The following is a 12,571-nucleotide window of genomic DNA, read 5'->3' on the forward strand; positions in this document are numbered from 1 at the left end:
GTTACGGGACGAGGACGATCTTACCGACCTTGCCTTGCTGTTTGAAATACGTTTGCGCCGCCCGGGCCTCTTCTAACGGGAATGTGCGGTCGACGACAGGCTTGATTTGACCGCTCGAAATCGCTTGGAGCATCGCTTTGAATTCCGCTCGCGTCCCGAGCACCGATCCATACATCGTAATGTGCTTCAAGTAGAGCGTACGGAAATCGAGATCGGTCCGTTGTCCCCCGGCCGATCCGGATATGCAAAACTTACCGCCATTCTTCAATACATCGAGCGACGTTGCGAACAACGCATCCCCGACGACGTCGAGCACGGCATCGACCGGTCCACCGTTCGCTGCTAAAATCTCGTCCGCGAGCGTCTCCGACCGATAGGAAACGACGTGGCTCGCCCCGAGCGCTTTCAGTTTCGGCGCGTCTTTCAAATCGCCGATGATGGCGATGACGTTCGCTCCGAACACGTGCGCTGCAATCTGCACGTTCAACGAGCCGACACCGCCGCTCGCACCGGTGACGACGACCGTCTCACCAGGACGGATTTGAATTTGCTCGTTCATGTGCCACGCCGTCAACCCGCTCACCGAGAAGACGGCGCTATCGACGAAACTGTCGAGCGGCATGTCATAACAAAGCTCGGCCGGCCAGACGACATATTCCGCATAACCACCGTCATATTCCGAGCCGATGAACGACATGTCGGGAGCGATATGCTCCGCACCGTCCGCCCCACTCGACGTGAACGGGAACAAGACGACACGCCGGCCGATCATCCCTTCATCCACTTGATTCCCGACCCCGACAATTTCTCCGGTAATATCTGATCCTGGAATCCGGGGAAACTGGACTCCCTCCGGACGCCAGCCCGACTCCTGATCCGTCCCGTACGCCCCTTCTCGCATCCATATCTCCGTATTGTTGATGCCGCACGCCTGTACGCGAACGAGCACCTCATCGTCTTTCGGTGTCGGGACCGGAACGTCGACGACCTGTAATTGATCGACGTCACCGTATCCGATAACTTGAACTGCTTTCATCAATTCATTTCCTCCTCACACATACACTGATGCTTGTTTATACCCATTTTACGCAAAACAGCCACCAAGACTTGAATCACTGGTGGCTGCCCGACTAGTTAGAGCTGCTGCCGTCTGAGCAGCCCGGCGAAGACGCCGCCTTTGGCACTCAACTCGTCGTGCGTGCCGTCCTCGACGATGCCGTCGGCGGTGACGACGAGGATGCGGTCGGCATTCTTCACGGTCGCAAGACGGTGCGCGATGATGAGCGTCGTCCGGTCGGCCGCGAGTTCCGTAAGCGACTCTTGGATGATCGCTTCCGTCTCGGTGTCGAGGGCGGACGTCGCTTCATCTAAGATCAAGACCGGCGGGTTTTTCAAGAACATGCGGGCGATGGCGATCCGTTGTTTCTGTCCGCCCGACAGTTTCAGTCCCCGCTCTCCGATCTGCGTGTCGAGCCCGTGCTCGAGTTCGTCGACGAGCGAATTCAAATGTGCCTTCTCGACCGCGTGCATGACTTCCGCGTCGCTCGCCTCGAGCTTGCCGTAGGCGATGTTCTCGCGAAGTGTCCCGGCGAACAAGAACACGTCCTGCTGCACGATCCCGATCTGGCGACGCAGACTCTCTTTCGTCATGTCACGGATGTCGATCCCGTCGATCGTGATGGCCCCAGCCGTCACGTCATAAAAGCGTGGGATGAGCGAGCAGATCGTCGTCTTGCCGGCACCGCTCGTCCCGACGAGGGCGACCGTCGACCCGGTCGTGATGTCGAGGTCGATATGCGTCAACACTTCTCGGTAGTCCGAGTAGCCGAACGAGACATCGTGGAAAGCGATGTTCCCTTTCAGTGAACTGACCTCGACCGCATCCGGACGGTTCTCGATGTCCGGTGCCTCATCGATCAGTTCTGTGAACCGTTTGAAGCCGGCCATCCCTTTCGGATACATCTCGAGGAGCGCCGTGATCTTCTCGACCGGTTTGATGAGCAAGTTCATATACAAGATGAAACCGACGAGCTCACCGTATGTCAATTCGTTTTCATACGTCAAGTACGCCCCGTAGACGAGGACGAGCAACGTCATGAGCCGTGTCGTGATATAGATCCCGGCGAGCGACTTACTCATGACCCGATACGCTTCGATCTTCGAACCGCGATAGAAGTTGTTGTCTTGTTGGAACCGGTTGATCTCGAACGTCTCGTTCGTGAACGACTGGACGACACGCGCGCCAGAGACGCTGTCTTCGACGCGGGCGTTCACTTCACTGATGTTGCCGTACATCTTTTGCCACGCCTTGTTCATGTTTTTATTGGCGTACGTGATCATGATGACGAGGAACGGAACGGCGATGACCGTCACGAGCGCAAGTTGCGGATTGATCGAGAACATGATCCCGAACGCGCCGAGCAACGTCATGATGGCGATGAAGAAGTCTTCCGGGCCGTGGTGTGCCACTTCGCCGATGTCGAACAAGTCGTTCGTGACCCGGCTCATCAAGTGACCGGTCTTATGGTTGTCGAAGAAGCGGAACGATTGCTTATGGATGTGCGTGAACAGTTCTTCGCGCATATCAGTCTCGATATTGATCCCGAGCTTATGTCCCCAATAGTTGACGACGTACTGCATCATCATGGCGAGTATGTACAGAATAAGCAAACCGATACTGATGATAATGATCCAGTTCCATTCCCCGCCTGGTAACAGAACGTCGATGAACCATTTCACTGCGAGCGGGAACCCGAGCTCGAGCAGGCCGACGAGGATGGCGAACGTGAAATCAAGGATGAATAACTTCTTATGTGGACGGTAATAACTAAAAAAACGTGAGATCATTTCCTTTCCCCCTTCTAAACAAATAGTTTACGCTTTTTTGCAGGAAGTGGAAAATGGGAAGCACGTCTTTTTCAATCTTTTTTCAGACGATGTATAATGGACGTAAGGAGTGATAACAATGAACGTACAGATTACAGACCGCGCGAACGAGCGCATTAACGCCTTAAAAGGCGACCGTGACGGACAGATGCATTTGTTTTATGAGACGGAAGGCTGCGGTTGCGGCAATAGCGGCATCTTCGAGATCCGTTACGTGACCGAGACGACACCGGAAGACGTCGAAATCGACTCGAACGTCGGGCCAATCCTCATCAAGAACTGGACGAAAGTGTTTCTCGATGAGGACATGATCATCGACTTTCGCGACGACAAACGGTCGCTCGTCTTGAAGAGCAACGGCCAAGTGTTCAACTCGAACCTGCTCGTGACCGACGGGACCGGTTGCCAGCTGAACGTGCCGAGCGCATGAAACAAGCGCTCCAGGAGCACCCGAAGTTGATGCTTTGGTTCCTCCTCAGCTTCGGCCTCGGTTTGTTCGGCATCTATCTCGCTTTCACGGACTCCGTCTATACGATGACGGCCGTGATCGCATCGCTGTTCGCGTTCGGGTTCGCGCTTCAACGGACCGCAAAGAAGATGGAACAGCAGAATGACTAAAAAGGAGGTTCGCCGCGGCGAACCTCCTTTTGTTTATCCTTGTTTCTTCTCTTTCACCGCTGTCCGGATTGACAACTCTTCGAGTTGCGCGTCCGCGACCGGGCTTGGTGCTTGCGTCAATAGACAGCTCGCCGACGCCGTTTTCGGGAAGGCGATCGTGTCACGGAGGTTCGAACGACCCGCGAGGATCATGACGAGGCGGTCGAGACCGAGCGCGATACCCGCGTGCGGCGGTGTGCCGTATTCGAACGCTTCGAGCAAGAAACCGAACTGGGCGACCGACTCTTCGACCGTGAAGCCGAGCAGTTTGAACATGCGCTCTTGAATGTCACGTTCATAAATCCGCTGCGATCCGCCACCGAGCTCATAACCGTTCAAGACGAGGTCATACGCGAGCGCGCGCACGCTTGCTGGGTCAGTCTCGAGCAAGTGGAGGTCGTCACGGTTTGGCATCGTGAACGGGTGGTGGTTGGCGTAGAAGCGGCCGTCTTCTTCTTCGAACGTGACGAGCGGGAAGTCCGTCACCCAAAGGAAGTTGAACTTCGACTCGTCGATGAGTCCGAGCTCATGACCGAGCTTGACACGAAGGGCGCCGAGGCTGTCGGCGACGACAGTTGGTTTTGCCGCCACGAACAAGAGCAGATCGCCCGCTTCCGCGTTCGTCGCTTCAATCAACTTCTGTGCGTACGTCTCGTCGAAGAACTTCGCGATCGGTCCATTCAAGCCTTCAGCCGTCACTTTAAGCCAAGCGAGGCCTTTCGCGCCGTAGACGGCCGTGAACTCTTGAAGTTTGTCGATGTCTTTACGCGAGAACTTGTCGGCCTCGCCTTTCACGTTGATCGCTTTGACGTGTCCGTTTGACTCGAGCGCCATATCGAACACTTTGAAGCCTGCGCCTGTGACGGCGTCGGCGACGTCGATGAGTTCGAGACCGAAACGTGTGTCCGGCTTATCCGAACCGAAGCGACGCATCGCTTCCTCGTGCGTCATGCGCTCGAATTTGGCCGGTGTGTCGGTGCGACCGAGCGTCGCTTCCATCACTTGCCCCATCATCGCTTCCATCATCGCCATCAAGTCTTCGACGTCCATAAAGCTCGTCTCGATGTCGACTTGTGTGAATTCCGGTTGACGGTCGGCCCGGAGGTCTTCGTCACGGAAACAACGGGCGATTTGGAAGTAACGGTCGAACCCAGCAACCATGAGCAACTGTTTGAACAGCTGCGGTGATTGTGGGAGCGCGTAGAACTCGCCACCGTGGACACGGCTCGGGACGAGGTAGTCACGGGCGCCTTCCGGTGTCGACTTCGTCAAGATCGGCGTCTCGACTTCGAGGAACTCTTCTTCTGTCAAGAAGTTACGGATCGTGTTCGACGCCTTCGAGCGGAGACGGAACGTCTCTTGGAGTGCCGGACGACGCAGGTCGAGGTAACGGTATTTGAGGCGAAGGTCTTCTGAGACGTTTTCCGCTTCGTCGCCGATCGGGATCGGTGTCATCTTCGCCGCGTTCAAGATGTTGATCTCTGAAGCGATGACTTCGATGTTCCCTGTCGGCATGTTCGGGTTTTTGTTCTCACGCTCGAGTACCGTGCCCGTCACGTCGAGGACGTATTCGCTACGGATCGATTCCGCGAGTTTGTGCACCGCTTCGTTCTCAGGGCGCACGACGACTTGGACGATGCCCGTGCGGTCACGAAGGTCGATGAAGATGAGTCCTCCGAGGTCGCGTCGTTTTTGAACCCAACCTTTCAATTGTACTTCTTGGCCGATCAGTGACTCTGTCACGCGGCCGTTCATATGTGTGCGTCCGATCATTGTCCTGCTCCTTCCGATAGTTCACGAATTTTGTCTGCGACGGCCGAGAGCGGCACGTCGACTTGTTCTCCAGTTGCCATGACTTTGAGCGAGGCCGAGCCGCGTTCGACTTCATCGTCTCCGAGGATGACGGTGAATGCCGCATTTAAGCGGTCGGCTTGTTTGAATTGACCTTTGAACTTACGTCCGAGGTAATCGCGGTCGGCTTTGAACCCTTCCATGCGGAGGAGTTGCAACAGGCGCGTCGCCGTCGTCTCGACGTCTTTTCCGCCTTGGGCGACGACAAAGACATCAAGTCCGGTCGCAAGCTCAGGGAGCACGTTCTCGTTCTCGAGCGCGAGGATGAGCCGTTCAAGCCCGATCCCGAAGCCGATACCTGGCATATCCGGTCCACCGATATCTTGGACGAGGCCGTTATAGCGTCCACCGCCGCAAAGCGTCGTGATAGCGCCGAAACCTTCTGCTTCCGACATGATCTCAAACGCCGTGTGCGTATAGTAATCGAGGCCACGGACGAGTGTCGGGTCGACAACGTATGCGACACCGAGCGCGTCCAAGTGCTCGAGCACTTTGTCGAAATACGCTTTCGACTCTTCGTTCAAAAAGTCGAGGATCGACGGTGCCGACTTCATCGCCGGGTGATCGCGATCGACTTTACAGTCGAGGACGCGGAGCGGGTTTTGGTGCAAGCGCGTCTGACAGTCCTGGCACAATTCGTGTGCGACCGGCTCGAAGTGACGGATGAGCGCTTCGCGGTGAGCGTTGCGGCTCTCGGCGTCACCGAGCGAGTTGACGACGACTTTGATTTTCTGTAGACCGAACGACTTGTAGATCGTGTAGGCGAGGCTGATTACTTCGGCGTCGACGGCCGGGTCACTGCTGCCGATCGCCTCGACACCGTACTGGTGCAACTGGCGGAAACGGCCTTTTTGCGGACGCTCGTAACGGAACATCGGTCCCATGTAGTACAGCTTTGTCGGTTGATCGGGACTGCCGAACAGTTTGTTCGTGACGAAAGCGCGAACGACCGAGGCCGTCCCTTCCGGACGGAGCGTGTACTCGTCCTTGCCTTTTTTGACGAGCGTGAACATCTCTTTTTGGACGATGTCCGTCGTCTCGCCGACGCTGCGTGTGAACAGGTCCGTCGTTTCAAAAATCGGTGTGCGAATCTCTTTATAGTTGTAGCGGGCACTAATGTCGCGTAACTTGTCTTCGACATACTGCCACGTCTCGACCGTGCCTGGGAGCAGGTCTTGTGTACCGCGTGGTGCTTTCATCAAAATTCCCTCCTTAGAATACAAAAAGGCCCTCGTCCGCAAAGGGACGAGAGCCTGTTAAAGTTTCCCGTGGTACCACCCTCGTTGCAGAGCCAAAATCGATACTCTGCCACTCGAAATCGGTTAACGCCCGATGAAACGGCTTCCCCTACTAAACGTTCAAGGAAGCACCTCCAAAGTGTCGTTCGGGTCATCATCCAGTCGATGCTTTCAGCCTCGGCATCGCTCTCTTTGCTGGTGGGGTGACCGTACTTCTCTTTATCATAGGTGTTAGGTTATATGGTTCATGATGCCGAATTTTGGCGCCTTCTGTCAAGCGTTTTTTTCGAGCATGAGCGTGACCGGACCGTCGTTGACGAGCCCGACGTCCATCATCGCCCCGAACTTTCCGGTCTCGACGACGAGTCCGTGCGTCCGCAAACGGTCGTTGAACTGTTCGTAAAGACGTTCGGCGATGTCGGGTTTTGCCGCCTGCGTGAACGCAGGACGGCGGCCTTTCGACGTATCGCCGTACAGCGTGAACTGCGACACTGACAACACTTTGCCGGCGACGTCTTGAATCGACAAGTTCATCTTCTCGTCCGCGTCTTCGAACACACGGAGCCCCGCCACTTTATCGGCGAGCCAGTTCACTTCCTGCTCGGTATCCTCATGGGTCACCCCGACGAGAAGCAGATAGCCGGCGTCGATTTGTCCGACCGTCTGTTCATCGACTTTGACAGATGCTTCCTTCACTCGTTGCAACAATACACGCACTTAAAATCTTCCTTTCGTCACGTCATCATGACTCGGCTGACCGAGTATACGTCCGAGATCTGTTTGATCCGGTCGACGACTTTTTGCAAATGGTTCACGTTCGGAATCGAGATCGTCATCGAGATGCGGGCTTGTTTGTTTTGGTCCCCACGCCCGCTGACGGCGATGATGTTCGTGTTCGTCGCTGAGACGGCTTGGAGCACGTCGTTCAACAGTCCCGACCGGTCATAACCGGTGATCTCGATATCGACGTTGTAGTTCTTCTCTTTCGCCTGGCCCGCTTCCCACTCGACGGTCAAGAGGCGTTCCGGGTGTTGCTCGTTGATGATGTTCAAGCAGTCTTTCCGGTGGATCGAGACGCCGCGACCGCGGGTGATATATCCGACGATTTCGTCGCCCGGCACCGGGTTACAGCACCGGCTCATCCGGATGAGCATATTGTCGATCCCTTTGACCGAGACGCCGGCCTCGGCCGTCTTCTTCTTCGGTGACTGGCTGACTTTTAGTTCGTTGATCGCGTCAGACAGTTCGAGTTTCGGCTCTTTCCGTTGCTTCTCCGTCAACTTGTGCGCGACTTGGGCCGCGGTGATGCCGTGATAGCCGACGGCGGCGTACATCTCTTCTTCGTTCCCGAAGTTGAACTTCTCGACGACGATGCTGATCGACTGGTCATCGATGACTTCTTTCGGTTCGAAGCCGAGCTTCTTGATCTCGACATCGACGAGTTCTTTGCCTTTCTCGACGTTCTCTTCACGTTGTTGGCGTTTGAACCATTGGCGGATCTTATTCTTCGCCTGACTCGAGACGGCGAGTTTGAGCCAGTCCTTGCTCGGTCCATAACTATGTTTCGACGTGATGATCTCGATGATGTCACCCGTCTCGAGTTTATGGTCGAGCGGCACCATGCGTCCGTTCACTTTCGCACCGGTCATCCGATGGCCGATCTCGGTATGGATGCGGTACGCATAGTCGATCGGGACCGAGCCTTTCGGCAACTCAAACACGTCACCTTTCGGCGTAAAGACGTACAACATGTCGCTGAAGAAGTCGACTTTGAGCGACTCCATGAACTCTTCGGCGTCGGTCGTATCTTTTTGCAGCTCTAAAATTTCACGAAGATGGGCGATCTTTTCATCGAACCCGTTCGTCGCGACGTTTTTACCTTCTTTATAAGCCCAGTGCGCGGCAATCCCGAACTCGGCGATGAAGTGCATGTCCTTCGTCCGGATCTGCACCTCGAGCGGCTCACCCTTCGGTCCGATCACCGTCGTGTGAAGCGATTGATACATGTTCGGTTTCGGCATGGCGATATAGTCCTTGAAACGACCCGGCATCGGCTTGTACTGCGTATGAATGATCCCGAGGACAGCGTAGCAATCACGGATCGAATCGACGATGATCCGGACCGCCATCAAGTCGTAAATTTCATTGAACTCTTTATTATGTTTCACGATCTTATTGTAAATCGAGTAAATATGTTTCGGTCGACCGTTGACATCGGCTTCAATACTCACTTCATCGAGCACGGCGTTCACTTCAGTGATGACCGACGTGACGAGCGCTTCACGCTCTGTCCGTTTCTGTTTCATCATCGAGACGATCTTATAGTATTGCTGCGGGTTGATATAGCGTAACGAAATATCTTCGAGCTCCCACTTGATCGTCGAGATCCCCATTCGGTGCGCGAGCGGCGCAAAGATTTCAAGCGTCTCCTCGGCTTTTTGGACTTGCTTCTCTTTCGGCATATGCTGCAACGTCCGCATGTTGTGCAAGCGGTCGGCGAGTTTGATCAAGATGACGCGCACGTCTTCAGCCATCGCGATAATCATCTTACGGTGATTCTCCGCGAGTTCTTCTTTCTTCGACTTATACTTGATCTTCCCAAGCTTCGTCACACCATCGACAAGCATGGCGACTTCAACCCCAAATTCGTCAGTCAGTTCTTTGAGCGTGACATCCGTGTCCTCGACAACGTCGTGCAACAAGGCACCGACAATCGTCGTCGCATCTAAGCCGATGTCGACGAGAATACCGGCCACTTGCACCGGGTGCAGGATGTAGGGTTCACCTGAACGTCGGAACTGACCGGTATGATGAAGTTTTGCGTATTCGTAAGCGCGTTTCACTTCGGCAACATCATGCTCATCCATATACTTCCCGAGCGCGTCGAGAAGATCCTCAATACTTACGATTTGTTTTTTGGTCATAACATTCGACACCCTTTTTCTTACCGCTCCCAACGTCTCGGATTCGTCGCAGCATGGTAGTAGTTTGCGTTCAAGTTGTTCTATTTTTTATTACCATTATCAAAAAAATCTGACGACCTGTCAAAGGTTGTAGGTTGTTTTCCTCAAAAACTATTCAAAAAACGGGAAGCATGAGCTTCCCGTTTCCTCAGTCTTCGTAGCGGATGAGTGAGAACACGTCGTATCCTTCGAGACGTTCGCGTCCACCGAGGCCGTCGAGTTCGATTAAGAACCCGATTCCAGCAACGACACCACCGAGTTGTTCGATCATTTTGATCGTCGCTTCGATCGTGCCACCCGTCGCCAGTAAATCGTCGAGGATGACGACTTGCTGACCTGGCTTGATTGAATCTTTGTGCATCGTCAAAATGTCCGTGCCGTATTCAAGACCGTACGATACGCGAACCGTCTCGCGCGGTAACTTGCCTTCTTTACGTACCGGGACGAAGCCGAGTTCGAGGGCGTAAGCCGCCGGGCATCCGACGACGAATCCGCGTGCTTCTGGTCCGGCGATGAGTTCAGCGCCACGTTCCTGCGCGTAGACGATCAATTCGTCGACCGCTTTCTTATAGGCAGGTCCGTCTTGCATAAGCGACGTGATGTCTTTAAAGCTGATCCCTTCTTTCGGGTAATCCGCTACTTCTTTAATATGCTGTTTGAAATCCATTTTATGTGTAAGCCTCCTGCATCTTGTTCGATCGCAATGATTGTAACCGCTCTTTCAGCTCTGCCAACGACGCATAGACGAAACGTTCTTCGAGTTGTTCTCGTCCGACGCGACGTTTGTAACAAGGCGCTTCGGTCAAATCACGTTTCGGTGCTTCTGGATTCACTCCAGGCAGTCCGTCTTCCATTGTAACAAGAAATTCGAGTTCAGAGAATACTTGATGCATAAATTGAATCGTATTTTTTGTCCATTTTCGTTCGATTGACAAACGAATCAAGTTTTCACGCAGGTGTTTCCGTTCGCACGTGGCCATATGGACGTAATACGTTCGGAAATCTTCCCGGCTCGGCAATTTCTCGAAAAACGAATTACCCGCTTGGCCGAACGCGCAATAGACGCGCTCGACGTCTTCGTTGAGCAGGTCGGACAGCGCCGTCTCGTCGTCCGGTAAATCGAGCAAGACGACGAACCGTTTGACCGGCGTTTTGAAATCGTGGAGGGAAAACTCGTTCGACTCGCCTCTGAACGACACGTACGATGTCGCGTCACTCGGAAGCTGTCTCAATTCATCAATCGAGTTTTTCTTGCCTCGATAATCGAACACTTGGAACCCATCGACACGGATGTCTTGAATCATGAGTTGCGGCTTGCGCATCCCGTTCCATTCGTTCACTTGGAGACTCCCCATGACCGAGATGTGTGCCATCTTCGAGATTTCCGAGACGACGTGACCGAACCCGAAGCCGATGCCGTCGAGTTCGCGCTTGTCTCCAGCAAGCTGGACTTTAAGGTGCGTGTTGTCGCGCCCGATTTGACGGATATCGCGCAGTTTCGCGTCCGCGACGACGACCCGCGGTGACGGGTTGCCCATCCCAAACGGGGCGAGCTTGCCGATTTCTGCGATCAAGTCGAGCGATACGTCACTGACGTCGAGCTTCAAATCGACGTTCACGCGGGCGACGAACGTCTCGTCCGGAATCGATTCCGCTTGCTCGTTCAAGCGTCGTCTCAGCTCAGCCACATTCTCTGACATGAGCGTCATCCCGGCCGCTGCCGGGTGTCCTCCGAAGTGCGGGAGAATATCTTCGTTTTTAGAAAGCTCTTTAAATAAGTCAAAACCATCGATCGAGCGGCCCGAACCCTTAGCTTTCCCCGTCTTCGGATCGTGGCAGAGCAGGATGACCGGTCGATAGTACGCCTCGACGAGACGTGAGGCGACGATTCCGACGACGCCCGGATTCCAACGTTCGCTCGCGACGACGAGGACACGGTCGTCCGTCATCGATGCTTCGACGAGTTCGGTCGCTTCTTTCGCGATCGTCTTGACGATGTCTTGACGCTCTTTGTTTTGTTTATCGAGTTGATTCGCTAAGACGAGTGCTTCTTCGACACTTTCGGCGAGCAGCATCTGGAGGGCTGGCATCGCCGAGTCAAGTCGTCCGGCCGCATTGATGCGGGGACCGAACGCGAACCCGACCGACTCTTCGTTGAGCGTGCTGTCCGTCAAGGCACACACTTCGCGCAGCGCTAAAATCCCGGGCCGCTTCGACTCATCGAGCGCCTTGAGACCCAGCTTCGCGAGCAGACGGTTTTCTCCGTCGAGCGGGACGAGATCGGCGATCGTCCCGAGGACAGCCAAGTCGAGCAGCTCGTCAGGCATCCGACCGAGCACGGCGTGTGCCACTTTAAGGGCGACCCCGGCTCCGGCGAGCTTGTCGTATGGATACGACGGATCGATGTGTGGATGAATGATCGCAAACGCGTCAGGTAGCGTCGCTTTTGGCTCGTGGTGGTCGGTGATGATCAAGTCGACGTTCAGTTCTTTCAACAACGTCGCTTCTTCGATCCCCGAGATCCCGCAGTCGACCGTGATGACGAGCGTGAACCCTTCACTTGCCGCCCAACTGAACGCTTCTTTGTTCGGCCCGTATCCTTCCGTGAACCGGTTCGGGATATAGCACTCGGCCATGACCCCGATCTCAGTCAACGCATGCCACATGACGGCCGAGGCACTGACCCCATCGACGTCGTAATCCCCGTAGATGAGCACCATCTCGCCTTCGTCAGCCGCTCGCTTCAGGCGTTCGACGACTTTCGGCATCTGCTCGAACAAGTTCGGGTCGTGGAACTCGAGTTCGTCCTCGATCTGGAGGAACGCCTTCGCTGCGTCAGGCTCTCGATGGCCCCGTTGCGTGAGCAACGTCGCGAGTTGTTCCGATATATTTAGTTCTGTCTGTAGTTGTTCGATCGCGGTCGCATCCGTCTCCGGATACACCCACCGTTTCTTTGCATGATACATATCCTTCACT

General features: G+C 54.8%; 10 protein-coding genes and 1 other annotated feature. Of the genes, 2 read left to right on the forward strand and 8 right to left on the reverse strand.

Going from position 1 to position 12,571, the window contains the following annotated elements; all coding sequences use genetic code 11:
* Position 1 precedes the first annotated feature (1 nt).
* A complete protein-coding gene (locus EVJ26_RS01910; protein ID WP_131469637.1) occupies positions 2–1,036 on the reverse strand; it encodes a zinc-binding dehydrogenase in 1,035 nt (344 codons plus the stop codon).
* 98 nt (positions 1,037–1,134) lie between these two features.
* Positions 1,135–2,847 (reverse strand): ABC transporter ATP-binding protein, encoded by a 1,713-nt coding sequence (locus EVJ26_RS01915; protein ID WP_131468644.1) that lies wholly within the window; start codon positions 2,845–2,847, stop codon positions 1,135–1,137.
* Between the two features lie 118 nt (positions 2,848–2,965).
* Here EVJ26_RS01915 and EVJ26_RS01920 point away from each other — a divergent pair, with 118 nt between their 5' ends.
* Together EVJ26_RS01920 and EVJ26_RS01925 are read left to right on the forward strand one after the other, a co-directional pair.
* A complete protein-coding gene (locus EVJ26_RS01920; protein WP_131457351.1) occupies positions 2,966–3,316 on the forward strand; it encodes an iron-sulfur cluster biosynthesis family protein in 351 nt (116 codons plus the stop codon).
* A complete protein-coding gene (locus tag EVJ26_RS01925; protein WP_070327666.1) occupies positions 3,313–3,504 on the forward strand; it encodes a hypothetical protein in 192 nt (63 codons plus the stop codon). The genes EVJ26_RS01920 and EVJ26_RS01925 overlap by 4 nt, the downstream gene beginning before the upstream one ends.
* Before the next feature lie 33 nt (positions 3,505–3,537).
* On the opposite strand, the gene aspS is transcribed toward EVJ26_RS01925, so the two are convergent.
* From aspS to recJ, 6 genes are all read right to left on the reverse strand, one after another.
* A complete protein-coding gene (aspS, locus tag EVJ26_RS01930; protein WP_131469638.1) occupies positions 3,538–5,316 on the reverse strand; it encodes an aspartate--tRNA ligase in 1,779 nt (592 codons plus the stop codon).
* Positions 5,313–6,593 (reverse strand): histidine--tRNA ligase, encoded by a 1,281-nt coding sequence (gene hisS, locus EVJ26_RS01935; RefSeq protein WP_131469639.1) that lies wholly within the window; start codon positions 6,591–6,593, stop codon positions 5,313–5,315. Before hisS ends, aspS begins: the two co-directional genes overlap by 4 nt.
* A 39-nt stretch (positions 6,594–6,632) precedes the next feature.
* Positions 6,633–6,867: a binding site (T-box leader), on the reverse strand.
* Positions 6,868–6,905: 38 nt separating this feature from the next.
* The gene (dtd, locus tag EVJ26_RS01940; protein WP_131457355.1) at positions 6,906–7,349 is read right to left on the reverse strand and encodes a D-aminoacyl-tRNA deacylase; all 444 of its coding nucleotides are present in this window, start codon (positions 7,347–7,349) and stop codon (positions 6,906–6,908) included.
* Positions 7,350–7,366: 17 nt separating this feature from the next.
* Positions 7,367–9,556 carry a RelA/SpoT family protein gene (locus EVJ26_RS01945; RefSeq protein WP_131457357.1) on the reverse strand — a complete coding sequence of 730 codons (2,190 nt, stop codon included), beginning with the start codon at positions 9,554–9,556 and terminating at the stop codon, positions 7,367–7,369.
* A 187-nt stretch (positions 9,557–9,743) separates the two neighbouring features.
* A complete protein-coding gene (locus EVJ26_RS01950) occupies positions 9,744–10,262 on the reverse strand; it encodes an adenine phosphoribosyltransferase (protein WP_016508814.1) in 519 nt (172 codons plus the stop codon).
* A 1-nt stretch (position 10,263) separates the two neighbouring features.
* On the reverse strand, positions 10,264–12,561 hold the full coding sequence (gene recJ, locus EVJ26_RS01955; protein ID WP_131469640.1) for a single-stranded-DNA-specific exonuclease RecJ: 2,298 nt from the start codon (positions 12,559–12,561) through the stop codon (positions 10,264–10,266).
* Between the last annotated feature and the right edge of the window lie 10 nt (positions 12,562–12,571).

The organism is Exiguobacterium sp. SH3S1, assembly GCF_004337105.1.
In the GTDB taxonomy this organism is placed as follows: Bacteria; Bacillota; Bacilli; order Exiguobacteriales; family Exiguobacteriaceae; genus Exiguobacterium; species Exiguobacterium aurantiacum_A.